Genomic DNA, 18521 nt, shown 5'->3' with positions numbered 1-18521 from the left:
CGTCCCTTTTAGTTTGGGATAAATGGGCTTTTTTTAATGGGGACATTTATTGGTTAAAATGGAAAATGGAGTGAGTAAAATGGAAAAAATATTCTCTGGTATTCAGCCAAGTGGAACCTTAACACTTGGAAATTATTTAGGTGCAATTAAACAATTCGTTGAACTACAAAATGATTATGAATGTTATTTTTGTATTGTGGACGAACATGCAATTACTGTACCACAGGATCGTTTAAAACTTAGAAATAACATCCGCTCTTTAGCTGCTTTATACCTTGCTTCAGGTATTAATCCAGAAAAAGCAACCTTATTTATTCAGTCAGAAGTGCCAGCACACACTCAGTTGGGGTGGATGCTTCAATCCATTGGTTATGTAGGTGAACTGGAGAGGATGACTCAATATAAAGATAAATCTAGCGGGAAAGAAGCTGTTTCTTCTGCACTATTAACGTATCCTGCATTAATGGCTGCTGACATTTTGTTATATCAAAGCAATATTGTTCCTGTTGGAGATGATCAGAAACAGCATCTTGAACTAACAAGAGATTTAGCACAACGTTTTAACAATCGTTATAATGACATTTTCACTATCCCTGAAATTCGTATTCCTAAGGTTGGAGCTCGTATTATGTCCTTACAAGACCCAACGAAGAAAATGAGTAAATCTGATGAAAATGAAAAAGGGTTTATTTCCATGTTAGACGAACCCAAACGTATTGAAAAGAAAATGAAAAGTGCTGTCACTGACTCAGAGGGCATTGTGAAATATGATAAAGAGAATAAACCTGGTATCTCTAATTTACTGACGATTTATTCCAGCTGTACTGGGGAATCAATTACAAACTTGGAAGCTAAATATGAAGGAAAAGGGTATGGTGAATTCAAGCAAGATGTTGCAAATGCCGTTATTGCACTTCTAGCACCAATTCAGGAAAAGTATCAAGAGTTAATTGAATCGGACGTTTTAGATGATATTTTAGATCAAGGTGCTGAAAAAGCATCCTTCCCTGCCAATAAAACACTAAATAAGGCAAAAAAAGCAATGGGCCTAGGCAGAGTGAAGAAAAAGCATAAATAAACACAAAGAAACACCTCTTGAATCATACGAGGTGTTTCTTTGTGTTTATTAAACATTGAATTGTATACCAACTTTTCTCCTTTAAACTAGGAGTTTTGGCAATTATTCATTATTTTTGACTCGATGTATTTTGCGCTTGACCATTTTCCACTTCCCACATTTTTTCAAGAAATGGCTGACCTTTAATTAGTTTTCCGCATAAATCTTCATGAGCTCTGCTCCATCCATCTTTGACTCCATTATAGAGTGTATCCCATACTTTTTCTTCATCCATATAACGGATATACGGATATTGTTTAGGATCCCATTCCGTCAACCAATAACGTAATTCCTCCAAATTGTTGGACGTACGCAGTTGATCTAATGCAATCATTAATAATTGTTTTAGTTGACGTTCTTTTCTTGTTAGGCCAAAAACAAATTCAGGTGCCATAGATAACAGATGATAATCTTTTTGATAGTTTTCTACTTCAAATCCAAATGACTGAGGTTTTGTTTTTTTAATCATGTCATACACTAATTGTTCTTGCCTAGGGATTAATCTGCTTTTGCGAATTGGTATTTGATACCCAATCGTATCAATAGCAATAATATCTTCACCATTTGTCACCACACATGCATACTCCATAACAGATCTTTCATGTCCTTTTCGCATATAAGCACGTTTATAAATGGTATCAAGAAGCTCCTTTGGTAAATCATGCATGTCATTTTCAATATAATTGTATAAACCTGATGTTATGTATAGGAGCGGTACTTGATCTAGTAACTCAATCCCATCATCTTTTCTCCATTCATGAAAATAACAAACATTATAGCCGTTTTCTTCTCCTTCAAACCAATTCACCCAAACGTCATGTAAATACAACATAAACAACCCTCGCTTTAAATAAAACTAAAATAAAAATCTGTACGTCTTGGTGGATGAGATTATTTCTTGGTTCAGCTGAACAAATCATAACTTACAATACATTATGGCCATCATTTAGAAAAATATTCTTTTCCTGAGCGATTATGGGTTGTTTGGAAAACGATAAATAACAATTGCCATTAGTATAATTCCTAAAGGCAAAAAGTAACACTCTATACGTCCGGTAATGAAAATAAAATAATCAGACCATGATAATCCAGCTGGTAAGAAATTCAAATACGCAATTAGTGTGACTCCTCCAGTTACAGCTAGTCCAAATCCAATTAAAAAGACAAAAATATATCCCATTTTTCCACCTACGCTTGTCCTATTTTAATACATGTTTATGCTTGTCCATGACTGTAAATGCGTAGATGTTTTGAGATACGTTACGAGATTTAGGTTGATTGGCCTTTAAATTGATTGGTATGGGTGCTGGTGCTGGTGCGTTGATATTTCTATCGTTCGTTGATTTCAATCCCCAGTCCGTTTCCTCCAAAACAAAAAAGACCAACCAGCCCATTAGCTGATCAGTCTTCATAAAAATTATTCACTATATTTTTTAAAAATCAAACTGACATTATGACCGCCAAACCCTAAGGAATTACTCATGACAACATTTACTTCCTGCTCACGAGCTTTGTTTGGTACATAATCTAAATCACAGTCTTCGTCAGGGGTTTCATAATTTATAGTAGGTGGCAAGATATTCTTGTTAATTGCTAATAAAGAAATAACAGCTTCAATCCCACCAGCTGCACCTAACAAGTGACCTGTCATAGATTTTGTTGAAGAAACTGCTAACTTCCGTGCATATTCATCAAACACAGCTTTAATTGCTTGTGTTTCATATTTATCATTTAACGCCGTACTGGTACCATGAGCATTTACATAATCTACTGTTTCAGCTTCTAATCCTGCATCTGACAACGCATGCTGCATTGCTCGGGTAGCTCCTTCCCCATTTTCTGCAGGTGCTGTAATGTGGTATGCATCACCAGTAGCGCCATATCCAACAATCTCTCCATAAATATGGGCACCACGTTCTAGTGCCTTATCCAAAGATTCCATTACAAGAATCCCAGCACCTTCACCCATGACAAAACCATCACGGTTTTTATCGAATGGACGGCTTGCTTTTTTTGGATCCTGATTGGTTGATAAAGCTTTTGATGATGAGAACCCGGCAAAAGCCATGTCGGAAATTGGGGCTTCTGTTCCACCAGTTATAATATAATCTACGTCTCCACGTTGCACCGCCTTATACGCATCACCAATTGAGTTGGCACCTGATGCACAGGCGGTTACAGTACAAGAATTAATCCCTCTAGCTCCTAATTGAATGGATACTTGTCCCGCTGCCATGTCAGGAATCATCATTGGTACAAAAAATGGACTAACTCGTCTTGGACCCTTATTCATCAGAATGGTGTGCTGGTCTTCCCAGGTTTTCATTCCACCAATACCTGAACCAATCCACACACCAACACGATCCCGATTGTCATCATTAATATCGAGATTAGCATCTTCTACAGCCATTTTAGCAGCAGCAACAGCGTACTGTGTAAATGGGTCCATTTTTCTTGCGTCTTTTTTATCCATAAAATTAGTTGGATCAAAATTCTTTACTTCAGCTGCTACTTTAGCTGGATAATTCTCACTATCAATTTTCGTTACAAAATCAATGCCTGATTTACCAGATATGATGCTTTCCCACATAGTATGAACATCATTACCAACAGGTGTCACTGCACCCAGACCTGTAATTACTACTCTTTTTTGTTCCACAAAAAGTCCTCCTTTCAACCATTATTCAATTATTTACCCCAGCGAATCGCGATAGAACCCCACGTTAAACCGCCGCCAAAACCAACTAATACAACCAAATCATTTTCTTTGATATTTCCATCTCTTACTGATTCAGATAAGGCAATTGGAATAGAGGCTGCTGATGTATTTCCGTATTTCTTAATAGATTGATTCATCCTATCCTCTGAGATACCAAGTCGCTGTCTTGCAGCTTCCATTATTCGGATATTTGCTTGGTGAGGAATTAGATAATCGACTTCCTCTTTACTTAAACCTGCTTTTTCTATTACCCGAACAGAAGCCTCAGGCATTTTTCTTACGGCAAATTTAAATACTTCTCGACCGTTCATCACTAAATAATCATTAGGATTTTGGTACAAATGTTTACCTCCTGTACCATCAGAACCTAATTCGTAAGACAATATTCCTTTACCTTCTGAAACTTCCCCAATAACAGCAGAACCTGCTCCATCTCCAAATAATACACATGTACTGCGATCAGACCAATCCGTAATTTTTGATAATTTTTCTACACCTATCACAAGTACATGTTTGTATGTTTTTGATTCTACAAACTGCTTAGCTGTTGCTACAGCATACATAAATCCTGAGCATGCCGCACTAACATCCATTGCAGCCGCTTGGGTTGCTCCTAATTTTTCCTGAAGCATACAGGAAACAGACGGAAATGGCTTATCAGGTGTTACAGTTGCTACTAAAATCAAATCAATATCTTCTGCCTTCAGTTTAGCATCCTCTAAAGCATGTAGAGCAGCTAAATAAGCCATATCGGATGTATTCATATCATCCTCAGCTATTCTTCTTTCTTCAATTCCGGTTCGCGTGCGAATCCATTCATCATTTGTATCTACTATTTTTTCTAGATCTTTATTGGTCACAACTTTCGGCGGAACGTAATGACCTATTCCTAAAAAACCAACACTCATTTTGACCGCTCCTTATATGAAATTAACAAACTGGGATAAAATACTACATATACATGGCCCTTTATAACCTAATATATTACACAACAAATTAAAATCAATTCTTATGACTTGGTACTAATTTTAATATATAAGGATACAAATGGCAAGAAAAATAAAATTTTACTGCTCATTTGGCAACAGATTAGAATCCATATAATATTCTACTGTTTCGTTAATATACTCTTGAAATTCTTCGGGCACATTTTTATTAAATGCTCCTATTGAAATTACTTCATCCTGAAAATCAAATGTTAGTATATCCCCTTCTAATTTGCCTTTATCAAATTTCTCAGCAGTTAATTCATAAAGCTTGTCCAGTTGTTGAATAGTACTAGTTAAAACAGTATCAGGCGCAAGTTTCAGTTGATCCTCAACATATCCTACAGCATACAAACTGTCTTCTTTTGCCTTCTTTATTATCTCTTCACTATATGCATCACCAATTGGATAAAAAACGTCTACTCCTTTGTTTTCCATTTCTTCATATATTCTAACAGCCATCTCCGTATCATCCCAGCTCTTGATATAATCTATTTCTACAACTGCACTAGGATTTTGATACTTGACTCCCTCATAGAAACCTTCTATTTCCGGTTGCCATAAATAAGCGGCAATAACACCAACCTTATTAGTTTTTGTCATTTCTGCTGCCACCATGCCTCCAATAAAGCCCATTGCATGTGAATTAAAGTTAAGACTAGTTACATTGTCATTATAAATTCCACCATTAAAATATACGAAATGGACATCTGGATAATACCGTGCCAGTTCAGAAAAATGATTACCATAGATACTGCTGTGACCAAAGATAAGATTCACACCATCGTGTACTAGTTCATCTACAGCATCCCTTATTTTCCTCTCTGTATCTATGTTCTCTTTATAATATACATCAGTATCGAATTTTTTCTCGATTCGGAGTAAGCCTTCATAACCACTTTCATTCCAAGCATTTCCTTCGATTTTACTATCAAGCAGCATTCCGACATTTTGAACATTTCCAGTTTCGAAATAACCACATCCACTTAATGTTACGGACGAAACGATAAATAATAGTATTATTTTATGATAAAGTTTCATAATAAGGCACCCCCAATCTAAATACTCATTTCTACCTATTGTATAGTTACAGACGTATCTATTTCAATTTAGATGGACTTTAATAGGAAAATTTTACTGAACATAAAAAGTTGGTTTTCACACTTGAAATTAAAAAGGCACAAATACTAATAAAACCTTTTATATAGTTCATAGTGTTTTTGCACTACTCTAACATATTTAGAGATAGGTCTATTCTCCCGAATATAGACCGAATTCTCAAGTATCTTTTCTTTTCGATCATGATTAGGATTGACTACTATACACTTAGGAATATTTTCTGATCTTATCCACTGTAGAAGCGCGGACATAAATATATTAATATAAACAGCTTCATTATTAAATTCTTTCGATTCGAAGGCTACAAATTTATCTTTATAAAAAATCCCATCTTTATTCATTGGCATCCATTCTCCAAACAACATAGGTGCTTGGATTTTGATAACATCTCCTCTATCCACCCCATTATTAGGATTAATAACAAATTTACGCTTAGCCCGAATTTTTTCTGCATTTTTATAATCCCCAATCATAATGCATACTTCATACTCCTTTTTATTCCCTTCTTCAACAAAAGAAAACGAGCTATTTCTTGCAAAGAACATAGCCAAATCATCCGATGTATTTTTATCGATAATTCCTTCAACTATATAATCAGTATCAAGCATTTTATTAACAATATGGAATCCAATCCAATGATTGCAATTGATTATTAAAATAGACACATTCCTTCCTCCTTATTATCTAGTCTTTTTTATCAAAGCTCTTTTGTAAAAGATTGTTGCTTTTTCACATGACATTACCTTACATTTTGTATAGAATGTTGATATCTGTAATTCAGAATACTGCTCTGTCTTCGCTACGGAAATACACTACGCTTTCCGCGGGGAGCTGGTGAGCCTCCTCCGTGCTGAAAAGCGTGTGCGCCTGCGTCTTCCAGTAGTGCTTCGAAGCGGGCTTTCTCGGCGCAAGGGAACGAGGAAGATGATTCAAGTAGTTCCCTCACTACGAAGTCTCACCGATGCTCTTCTTCCCGCAGGACAAGGAACGCTTCGGCAGGGTTACATCGCACGCAGAAAAAAGTGGTTTTCTTTTTTCAAGGAGTCTCCGTGTATTTCCTCCGCTTAGTTCCTGCTCTACTTAATTTTTACTAGAAAAATTCTGTATTCTAGAAGGACCAACTACCCTAAACGTAAAATTATGAAGTTTAGCTTTAAAAATATCTAGTGCATGTAAAATAGCGGAGGCAGAATACAGAGACTCCTGCAGGAAAAGCACGTGTCCGAAGACCCCGCAGGAAGTGGGTTTCTTCCGAGGAGGCTGAGGCCGTGCCCGCGGAAAGCGAAGTATTCTGCCGGAGCGAATCCTAGCACAAAACTTTCATCAGTGTAAGCGAGAGCAAACTATTCTTAATTAAATAGAACAGGAGTTTCTAACAACTGTAAAAGTTCAAAAAGCAACTTATGATACGAAGAGCCTTAACTAAACAATGGTCACATGCCCCACCAAAAAATCTATTGTTTTTATAGTTTATGTCCCTTCTTGCATAATGTACGTAGCAACTAGTGAAAAGTTAAGTCCTGTCACTCGCTATGGGAATAGAAGCAACAACTAATAAAAAGAACGATTCTCCAAACAAAAAAATACTTTTCCTTTACTCTTTATTTTGATAAACTATAATTATCGTTGTAAATAAATTTATTTAAGGCATTCTAAAGTAAACAGCTAAAAATGTGAGGTGTAAGCGATGCGATACATATTAGCAATCTTTTGGGCAGTACTTATTAGTGGGGCTATTTCTTATGTATTAACCAGTATGGGTGGAGAGCCATTTGTATTAATGGATAGCCTAATACTAGCAGGTATTTTTTCAGTAGCTGTCTTTTTACTAGGCGATGGCGTTTTAACTGATAAAAACTAATAAAATGTTCAAATGGAAATAACCAAAATTTTGAACAATATCTTACAGATGAAACCCTTGCCGTCAAGGACGATATGGCAAGGGTTTCGTGTTAGTACCATGGTAATGTACTTAGTGCAACTAAAGCTGCTAATGGTAATACAAGTCTTCTAAATCTTCTAGGTCGACCATAACCGTAACCATACCCATATCCAGGATAACCGAAGCCATAGCCTGGAAAGCCATATCTGTATTGGCCATCCATATGAGGCATTTGACCATACATTCCTGGGGATTGTGGATCCATATCATGTTGAGTGGTCGGATCTATTGGTACTGCAAAATAGACATATTCTTCATCCAATCCAGTGATGATTCCATCAAATTTTGTGCCGTCTGTCGTTTCTGCAAGAACATAAGAATGCATATGCTGTTTACACAAGTCATACATATGATGTTGATTTTTCATTCTTCAACCTCCTCACCATCTAGACTATTCATTAGCCTACTGGATGGTGAATTGTTTTGTCTGGAAGAATGAAAGGAATAAAGATAGATTAAGGAGAGAAAGATATGGACTTTTTAGATAGAGTTTGGACGTTATTAGAATACTTGATTTTAGGATTGGTACAAGGTATTACCGAACCAATTCCTATTTCTTCCAGTGGACATCTCGTTATATTCCGTGAGCTTTTCGGAATAGAGACAACAGGATTATCATTTGAAATTTTTGTTAACTTTGCATCTTTGCTTGCTATATTAGTCATCTATCGCAAAGACATTATCCGTCTTATCAAGAATGGTGTTCTTTATACACTAAAAAAAGAAGAAGAGGCTAAAAGTGATTTTCGATTTATTGTCTATTTAGTAATAGCGACCATCCCGGTAGGTGTAACCGGAGTTTTATTTGGAGATGCTATTGGAGACCTTCTAAGCAAGCCAGTTGTTGTCGGATATACCTTATTAATTACAGCAGCTGCATTATGGATAATCCGAAACTTGCGAGGAAGAAAAAATGATGGGGATTTAACAACAAAAGATGCAATTATTGTTGGTCTAGCTCAAACTGTAGCACTCACACCTGGGATTAGTCGCTCAGGCTCAACGATTGTGGCGTCGATGCTCGTTGGAATGAAACAAGAAACAGCATTGCGTTTCTCATTTCTTTTATACATTCCCGTCAGCCTTGGAACTGCGATTCTTGATTTACCGGATATGTTTGCGAGTGATGAATTCCAGGCAATGCTAGTACCGAATTTAATTGCCTTTATTACTGCATTCCTTGCTTCTTACTTTGCATTAAGATGGTTTATGGATATTATGGCAAAAGGAAACTTAAAGTACTTTTCTTATTACTGTGTTGTAGTAGGTATATTGGTAATCATTTTCCTCTAGTTTATCCTGTGAGCAAAACAAATAGGAATTTTCCATTAAATCACACTTTTTAACCACGAAAAATATAAAAAAGCAATAGAGTGTATTTTCTATAATAAGAAAGCCCTTCTCCGCCGAGAAGGGCTTTCTTCATTCATTTATTTATGATTTAACAACATTAGACGCTTGAGGGCCGCGATCTCCTTCTTCAATATCAAAGGTTACTTCTTGACCTTCTTCCAGTGTTTTAAATCCTTCTCCTTGGATGGCTGAGAAATGTACGAATACATCATCTCCACCTTCCACTTCAATAAAACCAAAACCTTTTTCCGGATTAAACCATTTTACAGTGCCTTTGTTCATCTAAAAATTCCTCCGTATAGTAATTGCTTATTCTTCCTTTGTGTTCAAAGAAGTACAAAAGAAGTACCAATTGTGTTGGTTAACTTCTTTTACTATTAGAATCCCTGAATTTGTTTAAATTATACATAAAAAAACACTCGAAATTAAATTTCAAGTGTTTAAGTACTTCTGTTTCTATATGTTAATCAATCCGGAATTCCTAAAGCGATTTTGGCGTAGCGAGACATCTTCTCTTTACTCCATGGAGGATTCCAAACAATATTAACTTCTACATCTTTAACCTCAGGAATATCTGCCAGAACGAATTTGACATCACGTTCAATGTGTGCAGAAAGAGGGCATCCCATTGCCGTTAATGTCATGGTAACGGTACATAACCCTTCATCATTTAATTCTGCGTCGTATACTAAGCCCAGGTTAACAATATCTATGCCTAACTCAGGGTCAATGACATTCTCCAATGCACCCATTAAATTTTCCTTCAATGCTTCATCCATTAAATCAACCTCCCTAAAACCTTTCTATTCTTATTTAAACATATTTTCAACAGTTTTCAAATGATATAAATCACACCTAGTAAGAAAAACTCGCTTTCGCCCAGGAAGCCTACTTCAAATCGTTACTAGTAGAAGGAGCCGCAGTTATGGTTTCTCCGTGAGAAGGCAGGCCATGCGGCTGAAAGCGTAGTATTCTACAAAAGCGAATCCAAGCACTTGACCATAAATAGGACGAACGAGAGCGCAAATAGAAACGGTGTGGTAGGGAATAATTTTATAATATTTTAATAAAAAAAATTATAAGTGTTTCTCAAACCACTTCACTGTTTCTAATTTTGCTGGTCGACTTACCTTATGATCTCGTTTTGGTTCTCTTATATATTGAATATTATTTTTATCTTTATAAAGCTTTTTAGCTTCTTCATAAAAACTATAAGAATGATCGAATGGAACGACAGTATCATTTTCCCCATGCCAAAACAATAATGGGCGATCATTTAATTTTTCTATCTGGGATGACAAATCAAGTGATTTTAACTGGTCATACAATTGTTCCAACATATCATCCGAAATAGGCAGGTCAATCATTTTGCGGTAATTATCAACTAGTGCCTTAGCAAAACTCGATATCTTAGGGGACCCCATAAGTATCGCTGATGTCTTTATCCAAGGATATTGTGTTAAAGCTGCAGATGTTGTAATACCACCCATGCTTGTACCAGCAACACCTATTCGATTGTCTAATAATAACTCTTTTTCCACTAGGAAATCTTTAATCAATTGAATATCTTTTATATTTTCTATGACAATTTCCCAAAAAGCTAAGGAACGCTTGACTGGTGTAAGTCCTGTATCTCTCTCACCATGGTGCAAACTATCAGGAAGGATTACACGAAACCCTTTTTCTGCAAGTAAATAAGCTAAATCCAGATTATGTTCTTTAGCACTCGTAAAACCATGCATATAGCAAACGGCTGGTAACTTCTCATTTACTTTAGATGTATCAACAATCATTAAGCTCGGTATTTGTCCAATAATTTCTTTTGTTACGCCTATCATAAAGTGTCTCTCCTCAATCATATAATAATTCTATTTTAAGGTTTAATGGACAAATCTTGCAAATTTATTTACCTAAAAATTACTTTACATATTATCCTATCCACTATAAACTAAATGCATATGAGGTGAATGCGATGAAAAAAAGACACTTAATAGCGTTAGATTTGGATGGAACTCTCTTAACAGATGAAAAAGAAATCAGTGAGTTTACAAAACAATCTGTGTTAGCAGCAATGGAAGAAGGACACATCGTGGTTATTGCAACTGGTCGACCACACCGAGCCAGTATTAATTATTATCATGAGCTTGGGTTGAGGACTCCAATGGTTAATTTTAACGGTGCATTAATCCATCATCCAACAGATAAAAAATGGGACGTGCTGCATAACCCAATGCCAATAAGAACAGCAAAACAAGTAATTGAAGCCAGTTATGATTTAGACGTTCATAATATCCTTGCAGAAGTAAAGGATGATGTGTATCTTGACCAATACGATGAAAGAGTCATTCAAATTTTCCAGCAAACCAAAGAAGATCCACCATTTACAATTGGAAGTTTAAAAAACAAACTAAAAGAAGATCCGACCTCTTTGTTAATTTATCCAAAAGAGCAGGATATTTTGCAGTTGCGGAATCATCTAACTGAATATCACGCCGAGTTAATCGAACACCGTAAATGGGGTGCCCCATATAATGTGATTGAAATTGTAAAAAAAGGAATGAACAAAGCTGTTGGCTTACAGAAGATTGCTCATTACTTCAACATTTCAAAAGAAAACATTATAGCATTTGGTGACGAAGACAATGATTTGGAAATGATTGATTATGCTGGTGTTGGTGTTGCGATGGGAAATGCCATTGACGAACTAAAAAATGTTGCTAAACATGTAACGCATACAAATGAAGCAGATGGTATCGGATTATTTTTAAATGAATATTTAAATTTAGAAAAAAAAGTCGGTGCAGTTCCCGAAAATTTCCAAGCTTATAATTCCAAAGATGAACCATACTATAAGTGAACGCCAAAGAAGCGTTCACTTTTTGTTTTACTTCTTGAGCATGAATCTGGAGTTAGTCTTACTAACTCCAGATGGAGATTTTCCAAGTAATCCTTGAGGAGGAATTAGTTTGGGAAAACGAAGTAAATCAAAGCGATTTACACAACAAGGCGCTGACTCCATTAAAAAGCATGCCGAACGATTCCCCTATCGTTCTACCTTGGCAGAGCGAAACAGACAGCAGGATGATCAAGATACACTAGGAGGGTTTTAATTGCAAAATAATTTATTTCAGCAAGCAAAAAATGCCGTTAATAACATTATGAACATGAATGGAAATGCTGATGAGAACGAAAAACAAGCTGCGCAAAATGCCATTCAATCTGCATACAATGAAGCTTCACCTGAAGAAAAGCAGCAATTACAGCAGCTTGAACAACAATTAAGACAGCATAATCAATTAAAATAACCTCTGCAGCTTACGTAATCGGTTTATTTATGCGTGAGTAAACAAGAAATCCCCTCTTCTAATATGGAGAGGGGATGTTACTTTAATCCTTATAAAGAATCTGATACTATAGAAATAAGTTTGTATGATAAGGAGGAATAAGAATATGGGTGTACGAGTAGAAGCAACACCAAATCCAAATGCATTAAAATTTACTACGGATAGCATTATTTTTGAAGGAACGAATAGTATTTCCGTTATGCCTGGAGACACTAGTGAACACGATATATTAAATGATCTAATGAAACTGGAAGGTGTTGATAACGTTTTTGGTTATCAAAACTTCATTACAGTCAATAAACAATTCAACGCAGAATGGGACGAGCTCACCCCACGTGTTACGGAAATCATCAAGGGATACGGATATTAGATTATTTACATATAAAAAAGAGGTCTGATAGCTTGGAAGGCTATATCAGACCTCTTTTTATTCCATTCCTATATCAATAGGTATGTAGTTTGGATTCACAGTTTGCCCATTATTATCTTTTCCGTATATCACTATAATTGGAGGATCTTCTTTATCTAAAGATTCATCAGGCAATTTTTCTTCTATCTCTATCTTGGCCCATTCAGCTGATTCTAAATCAATCTGTTGCTCTTTAAGTAAGTCTGACTCCCCTTGTTCAATTCGATAGAAAATTTTTTTAGCCGATGCTTTTACTTCTGCCGTTAGTGCGGTTCGGTCGTTATCTACGAGCACATCCACATTTCGAATTTCTAAGGAGACACCATTATCAGGTTGATTTGCTTGCTCACTATTGCATCCTGCTAGTAAAACAGATACCAACAGTACTACTAGTAATTTTTTCACTTTTATCCTCCCTTCTAGTCTCTCCTAAAGAACCCATAAATCCCTGCTGTATCTACAATATTTGTAAAGGCATTTGGATCCACTTCATGAATAATATTTTCTAAATCATACAATTCATAACGAGTAACAACTAAATACAACATACTTTTGTCTGATTTTGTGTAAGCTCCTTTTGCAGGTAAAATAGTAATCCCACGTACGAGCTTATTATGAATAGCTTTTTGTAATTCATCTGTTTTATGCGTAATAATCATTGCTGTTACTTTTTCATGACGAGTATGTAACGTATCAATAACTCGGGTGGATACATACAGAGTCACCATCGTGTATAAAGCATTTTCAGGTTCGTATAGTAGACCGGCCAATGCAATAATAATACCATTCATGATTAAAAAATAATTTCCAATAGGCTTATCCTTCATTCTTGATAATACCATGGCAATGATATCCATACCACCTGTTGATGCACCATGCTTTAATGTTAAACCAATTCCGACTCCGGCTATTACCCCACCAAAGACCGCATTTAAAATGATATCATCTGATAAATCCAGCACTGGTATTAATTCCAAGAAAATTGTTGAAAAAGCAACGGATATTATACTGTATATGGTAAATCCTTTTCCTACTTTATACCAACCTAAGATTAACACCGGAATATTTAGTAAGAACAACAGAATACCTGTACTAAGACCTATTCCAAGAAAATCATTGAATATACTTGCTATCAACTGAGCGGCTCCAGTAAATCCACTTGCATAAACATTCGCTTCAATCAGGAATAAATTTAGCGACACGGCGTTTAATAGCCCACCTAGTATAACAATAATTATACGCTTCGCTTCGACCATAAACATAAGCAAACTCTCCTTATTTCATTTTCGTTGTGGCAGATAATCTAGACAAAAAATGAATTGTACACTAATTCATATATCTACGCAACAATATAACACATGAAAACTTTGACTAATTTTCTATATCACTATACACTTAAAATTAAAGAATTAAACTATTGATTGTAGGTGAGAATATGACGATTAAAATACTTACAGACTCTGCAAGTGACTTAACAGAAGAAATTTGTAATGAATACGACATTGAAATGGTATCATTAACTGTTCATTTAGATGATAAAGAATATGAAGATGGAAAAACGATTGAACCTAGAAAAGTATATGATGCTATGAGACAAGGAAAAGCACCAAAAACCTCTCAGGTTTCTCCACAAACGTTTAAGAAGGTCTTTACAACCTATGCTGAAGCAAATCAGCCATTAGTATACATTGCCTTTTCATCACAATTATCTGGTACATATCAAACAGCTAAAATGATAGAACAGGAAGTAAAAGAAAAATATCCGGATGCTCCGATTCACATTATTGATACAAAAGGAGCTTCTATTGGACAGGGTTTAGTTGTCTTACATGCAGCCAAACTAGCAAAGCAAGGTGCTTCTCTAGAAGAAGTCATTGAAGATGTTAAATACCAGGCAGAACATATGGAACATATCTTTACTGTTGATGACTTAGAATATTTACGCCGTGGGGGCCGTGTCAGTAAAACTGCTGCATTTGTGGGTACGATGTTAAAAATCAAGCCACTCCTTCACATGGAAGATGGGAAGCTAATTCCGCTTGAAAAAATACGTGGTGCGAAGAAAGTTTTTGGACGTATGCTAGAATTGATGGAGCAGCGTGGCACAGATTTCACTAACCAACAAATTGGTATCAGTCATGGAGATGATATTGAACGTGCAGAACAACTGGCTGAAATGATTAACGAAAGATTTGGTGTTAGTAAGGAAAATATCCTTATCGAGATGGTAGGTGCAGCAATTGGAGCACACGCTGGACCTGGAACCATTGCCCTGTTCTTTTCCAATAAACCGAATAAATAATTGACATAAAGCCTGCTTTAAACTGGATACGTAAGTTTAAAGTGGAGCTTTTTTTTGACTTCACTATCTTAGTCAGATTATATATCTTAAAAATTATTACAAGTCTGTAACAAAACCAGTGTTTAAGCGTCTAACCATATAAGATGCATTCTACTTTCTAAAAATGAGGTGAAATAATGGCAAGATATCGTTGGATAATAGTGCTTGGTATAATTGGTGTTCTCGCAACGTCCGTCTTTTTTATGTTTTTTTCTCAAAATATAACTGCAGAAATTCCTGCACCATCTAAGTATGCGCTCACAACCAAAGACTGGAGTATTCAATTCTCAGAAAGTATGAATCCTGATTCGTTTACACAAGGAACCGTAACCATTGTAAATGAAAATGACCAACCTGCTGATATTTCATATGAATGGAACGATTTAAAGACTGTACTTACATTGAGAGCACCTTCTAATGGATATAGAGAAAAAGAAAGTTATACTATCAAAATTTCTGATGAGGTACAAACAGAAAGTGGCAAACCCTTATCTAAGTCACTCGTTCATTCTTTTATTGCTTTAGCTGAATTACCTAACATTGAAGATAACGAGCAGCTTGTCGATCTACTGAAAGAAAGAACCGAAGAGAAAAAACGTCTTTTTGAAGCCTTCGAAATGGAGGAAAGTACTACAGTTAGTGATAATACTAGTTCTTCCGCGGATAATGCACCTGTTTCAGAAACCAATATCCAAGTAGCAGAAGTAGATGAAGGTGATGTTATTAAAACAAACGGGAAACACATCTATTTTGTACGTGACAATGATATAGTTATATCTTCTGCCAAAAACGAACATAGTGAAGTTATCTCTACGATTTCCACGAAGAACTTTCAACCTAGAGAGATCTACCTAAATGATCAACTCTTGATCGCCATTGGTCTCAGTTTTGTGCCAATTCATGAAAAACCTACAGAGAATGATTCCGATGAAAGTGCAGATATAGCAATTCATCCTACTCCAACCGAACAAACAACTGTCCAGATTTATGATATTTCAAACGTTAACAAACCAGAAAAAAATAGAGAAATAGTAATAGAAGGATATCTCAATTCTTCTAGACTAATGGACGGATACCTATATTTAATTGCCAATCAATACCCAAAATATCGAATTCTCGAAGAACGTGGTGATCATATGGACATGAGACCTATGGTGAAGGATTCTGCTGTAAGCGATGAAGCAATACCTATTCCATTTGAAGATATGTATTACTTTCCAGAAAGTCAAGAAGCAAATTATTTATCACTTGCCTCCATTGATTTAAATAATTTGGAGGAACAAGTGAACATACAAAGTTACCTAGGTGCGTCCAACGAGATGTATATGTCTAAAAACCATATCTATTTAGCACAAAGAAAATATGAAACAATAAAATCTTACGACTCAAAAGAAACAATGATTGCAAGACTGGATCAAGCAAATACGGAAATCTTCCAATTTCAAGTGGACAGTGGGGATATTACCTATAAAACTTCTACAGACGTACAGGGAACACTAATCAATCAATTTGCTATGGATGAACGTAACAATACATTTCGAGTAGCTACAACTAAAGGTACTAGTTGGCAAGATGATCAAGCCTCAACTAATAATTTATATACATTTGATATAGACTTGAATCCGTTAGGCTCTGTGGAGGACCTTGCAAAAGGCGAGCAAATTTTCAGTGTGCGTTTTATGGAAGATATTGCTTATATGGTAACTTTTAAACAAGTCGATCCACTTTTTGTCATCGATTTAAAAAATCCAAAAAAACCAGAAGTATTAGGTGAACTAAAAATCCCAGGCTTCAGTAATTATCTTCACCCATTAGATGAGGACCATGTAATCGGAATTGGGCAAAATACAAAATTAGAAGAAAACGAACATAGCAAGGAACCTCAAGTTCGGATAGATGGATTAAAAGTATCATTATTTGATGTAAGTGATCCAACAAAACCAATAGAAAAAGACAATGAAATTCTTGGAAGCGGAAGTTCACACAGTGAAGTAACTTATAATCATCATGTACTTTATAAACATCCTGAACAAAATCTCTTTGGCTTCCCGGCTGTTCTCTATGAAACGAAAATGGTTCAACAAGGGGAAGCAGCCTATGAAACAGATTCTTTTGTCTATGAAGGTGCTTTCCTGTTTACCATTACACCAGAGGAGGGCATTAAACTCTCAAACAGCCTTACCCATCAAGACCCAAACCAACAGCTAGATTATCCAGAGAACCAATCACAGATAAAACGAATGGTATCATCAGGCAATAATCTATATACATTTTCACATGACAAATTCAAAGTTTACGACATGCAGCAACAGAAAGTCATCCATACAGTGGAATTACCAGAGCAGACAAATTATCCTATGAATTAAGAAGGATAAATGGCAAGATATGAGTATACCCTTTTTCTTAGGAAACGAAACTTTTTTCAGTAAAAAAAGCATGATAGGTGAAATTTCAACATATATATTCAATTGAATACAGAAAAAATATTTAAGTTTCCTAAGGGGGAATGACATGCTCATTCATGATTTGGTAGACAAATATATGACTGAACGAAATTACACACCCGAAACAGTTAATGATTTGCTCGATTATTATCAATTCCTGTATGTCTCTGGACAAATCGACATCAAACGTTACCATCGTATATTTGCTTGCTTACATAAGCAAGGAGCTACTTCAGCATTCGAATATGAACCAAAGCGTCCGATAACCAACGCTTGTTATACCTATAGTCCTATTTAAAATAGGGCTATTTCTTTTCGTTTTAAAATACTGTAAAAACTCGCCTTCAATTAATAAGCTCTCTTTTTTGTATACTTTATTGTTTTTAATCGTTAGGTTGATAGAGATTGTTGATTTATTTAATTCAGAATAGTGCTCTGCTTTACAGCCGCTACGGAAATACACTACGCTTTCCGCGGGGAGCTGGTGAGCCTCCTTCGTGCTGAAAAGCGTGTGCGCCTGCGTCTTCCAGTAGTGCTTCGAAGCGGGCTTTCTCGGCGCAAGGGAGCAGGGATGAATATTCAAGTAGTTCCCTCACTACGTAGTCTCACCGATGCTCTTCTTCCCGCAGGACAAGGAACGCTTCGGCAGGGTTACATGTAGAGTAGAGAACAGGAAGTAGATAGCGCCTTCTTGCCTTCGGGTTTCAGGGTTTTCCACCTTACTAAGCCAGACTTGAATGCAATCCC

Annotated in this window: 23 protein-coding genes and 1 other annotated feature (1 of these 24 running past the window's edge); of the genes, 10 read left to right on the top strand and 13 right to left on the bottom strand. The window is 36.0% G+C overall.

Translation table 11 applies throughout. The features are described 5' to 3' along the window. Positions 1-10 (top strand) — a binding site (T-box leader) (it extends 166 nt beyond the left edge of the window). Between the two features lie 69 nt (positions 11-79). After that, positions 80-1078: a tryptophan--tRNA ligase gene (gene trpS / locus D8M06_RS11845; protein WP_121204722.1), complete on the top strand. Its 999-nt coding sequence runs from the start codon at positions 80-82 to the stop codon at positions 1076-1078. Positions 1079-1187: 109 nt separating this feature from the next. Here trpS and D8M06_RS11840 read toward each other — a convergent pair whose 3' ends face one another. The 7 genes from D8M06_RS11840 to D8M06_RS11810 form a co-directional block, all read right to left on the bottom strand. Next, a complete protein-coding gene (locus tag D8M06_RS11840; RefSeq protein WP_121204621.1) occupies positions 1188-1949 on the bottom strand; it encodes a YjbA family protein in 762 nt (253 codons plus the stop codon). A 141-nt stretch (positions 1950-2090) separates the two neighbouring features. After that, positions 2091-2297 (bottom strand): YuzI family membrane protein, encoded by a 207-nt coding sequence (locus D8M06_RS11835; protein ID WP_121204620.1) that lies wholly within the window; start codon positions 2295-2297, stop codon positions 2091-2093. A gap of 19 nt (positions 2298-2316) precedes the next feature. Then, positions 2317-2529 carry a hypothetical protein gene (locus tag D8M06_RS11830; protein ID WP_121204619.1) on the bottom strand — a complete coding sequence of 71 codons (213 nt, stop codon included), beginning with the start codon at positions 2527-2529 and terminating at the stop codon, positions 2317-2319. A 5-nt stretch (positions 2530-2534) separates the two neighbouring features. Next, positions 2535-3776 (bottom strand): beta-ketoacyl-ACP synthase II, encoded by a 1242-nt coding sequence (gene fabF, locus D8M06_RS11825; protein ID WP_121204618.1) that lies wholly within the window; start codon positions 3774-3776, stop codon positions 2535-2537. Between the two features lie 29 nt (positions 3777-3805). Next, positions 3806-4744, bottom strand: coding sequence for a beta-ketoacyl-ACP synthase III (locus tag D8M06_RS11820; RefSeq protein ID WP_121204617.1), 939 nt, complete (start codon positions 4742-4744; stop codon positions 3806-3808). 159 nt (positions 4745-4903) lie between these two features. After that, positions 4904-5863, bottom strand: a complete 960-nt coding sequence (locus tag D8M06_RS11815; RefSeq protein ID WP_121204616.1) for a BMP family ABC transporter substrate-binding protein — start codon at positions 5861-5863, stop codon at positions 4904-4906. Between the two features lie 146 nt (positions 5864-6009). Next, positions 6010-6606: a hypothetical protein gene (locus tag D8M06_RS11810; protein WP_121204615.1), complete on the bottom strand. Its 597-nt coding sequence runs from the start codon at positions 6604-6606 to the stop codon at positions 6010-6012. Between the two features lie 1022 nt (positions 6607-7628). Here D8M06_RS11810 and D8M06_RS11805 point away from each other — a divergent pair. Beyond that, positions 7629-7802 carry a DUF2929 family protein gene (locus D8M06_RS11805; RefSeq protein ID WP_121204614.1) on the top strand — a complete coding sequence of 58 codons (174 nt, stop codon included), beginning with the start codon at positions 7629-7631 and terminating at the stop codon, positions 7800-7802. Positions 7803-7893: 91 nt separating this feature from the next. Here the strand turns inward: D8M06_RS11805 and D8M06_RS11800 are convergent, their stop codons facing one another. Continuing rightward, positions 7894-8250, bottom strand: coding sequence for a hypothetical protein (locus tag D8M06_RS11800; protein ID WP_121204613.1), 357 nt, complete (start codon positions 8248-8250; stop codon positions 7894-7896). A 104-nt stretch (positions 8251-8354) separates the two neighbouring features. Between D8M06_RS11800 and D8M06_RS11795 the strand changes: the two genes are divergently transcribed. Continuing rightward, the gene (locus D8M06_RS11795; RefSeq protein WP_121204612.1) at positions 8355-9176 is read left to right on the top strand and encodes an undecaprenyl-diphosphate phosphatase; all 822 of its coding nucleotides are present in this window, start codon (positions 8355-8357) and stop codon (positions 9174-9176) included. Positions 9177-9317: 141 nt separating this feature from the next. Here D8M06_RS11795 and cspD read toward each other — a convergent pair whose 3' ends face one another. The 3 genes from cspD to D8M06_RS11780 all read right to left on the bottom strand — a co-directional run bounded on the left by cspD (position 9318) and on the right by D8M06_RS11780 (position 11074). Beyond that, complete coding sequence (gene cspD, locus D8M06_RS11790; RefSeq protein ID WP_121204611.1) at positions 9318-9518, bottom strand: cold-shock protein CspD; 201 nt, start codon at positions 9516-9518, stop codon at positions 9318-9320. A gap of 185 nt (positions 9519-9703) precedes the next feature. Continuing rightward, on the bottom strand, positions 9704-10015 hold the full coding sequence (locus D8M06_RS11785; RefSeq protein ID WP_121204610.1) for a metal-sulfur cluster assembly factor: 312 nt from the start codon (positions 10013-10015) through the stop codon (positions 9704-9706). A gap of 297 nt (positions 10016-10312) precedes the next feature. Further along, complete coding sequence (locus tag D8M06_RS11780) at positions 10313-11074, bottom strand: alpha/beta fold hydrolase (protein WP_121204609.1); 762 nt, start codon at positions 11072-11074, stop codon at positions 10313-10315. A gap of 134 nt (positions 11075-11208) precedes the next feature. Between D8M06_RS11780 and D8M06_RS11775 the strand changes: the two genes are divergently transcribed. The 4 genes from D8M06_RS11775 (at position 11209) to D8M06_RS11765 (ending at position 12950) form a co-directional block, all read left to right on the top strand. Continuing rightward, positions 11209-12093, top strand: a complete 885-nt coding sequence (locus tag D8M06_RS11775; RefSeq protein WP_121204608.1) for a Cof-type HAD-IIB family hydrolase — start codon at positions 11209-11211, stop codon at positions 12091-12093. Positions 12094-12202: 109 nt separating this feature from the next. Next, positions 12203-12346 carry a hypothetical protein gene (locus D8M06_RS20005; protein ID WP_170150273.1) on the top strand — a complete coding sequence of 48 codons (144 nt, stop codon included), beginning with the start codon at positions 12203-12205 and terminating at the stop codon, positions 12344-12346. After that, positions 12347-12541 carry a DUF3813 family protein gene (locus tag D8M06_RS11770; protein ID WP_121204607.1) on the top strand — a complete coding sequence of 65 codons (195 nt, stop codon included), beginning with the start codon at positions 12347-12349 and terminating at the stop codon, positions 12539-12541. Positions 12542-12686: 145 nt separating this feature from the next. Further along, positions 12687-12950 carry a NifU N-terminal domain-containing protein gene (locus tag D8M06_RS11765; RefSeq protein ID WP_121204606.1) on the top strand — a complete coding sequence of 88 codons (264 nt, stop codon included), beginning with the start codon at positions 12687-12689 and terminating at the stop codon, positions 12948-12950. Between the two features lie 57 nt (positions 12951-13007). On the opposite strand, the gene D8M06_RS11760 is transcribed toward D8M06_RS11765, so the two are convergent. Beyond that, the gene (locus tag D8M06_RS11760) at positions 13008-13394 is read right to left on the bottom strand and encodes a hypothetical protein (protein ID WP_121204605.1); all 387 of its coding nucleotides are present in this window, start codon (positions 13392-13394) and stop codon (positions 13008-13010) included. Positions 13395-13408: 14 nt separating this feature from the next. Continuing rightward, positions 13409-14251 carry a YitT family protein gene (locus D8M06_RS11755; protein ID WP_121204604.1) on the bottom strand — a complete coding sequence of 281 codons (843 nt, stop codon included), beginning with the start codon at positions 14249-14251 and terminating at the stop codon, positions 13409-13411. A gap of 173 nt (positions 14252-14424) precedes the next feature. On the opposite strand from D8M06_RS11755, the gene D8M06_RS11750 reads away from it, so the two are divergent. From D8M06_RS11750 to yppF, 3 genes are all read left to right on the top strand, one after another. Then, positions 14425-15291, top strand: coding sequence for a DegV family protein (locus D8M06_RS11750; RefSeq protein WP_121204603.1), 867 nt, complete (start codon positions 14425-14427; stop codon positions 15289-15291). A gap of 176 nt (positions 15292-15467) precedes the next feature. Next, positions 15468-17696 carry a beta-propeller domain-containing protein gene (locus D8M06_RS11745; protein WP_121204602.1) on the top strand — a complete coding sequence of 743 codons (2229 nt, stop codon included), beginning with the start codon at positions 15468-15470 and terminating at the stop codon, positions 17694-17696. Positions 17697-17841: 145 nt separating this feature from the next. Beyond that, complete coding sequence (gene yppF / locus D8M06_RS11740; RefSeq protein ID WP_121204601.1) at positions 17842-18072, top strand: YppF family protein; 231 nt, start codon at positions 17842-17844, stop codon at positions 18070-18072. Positions 18073-18521: the final 449 nt, after the last annotated feature.

The sequence above is a fragment of the Oceanobacillus halophilus genome (genome assembly GCF_003628505.1).
Lineage (GTDB): Bacteria > Bacillota > Bacilli > Bacillales > Amphibacillaceae > Oceanobacillus > Oceanobacillus halophilus.
The sequence above is the reverse complement of the archived record's forward strand: the minus strand, read 5'-3'. Positions and strand labels throughout refer to the sequence as shown.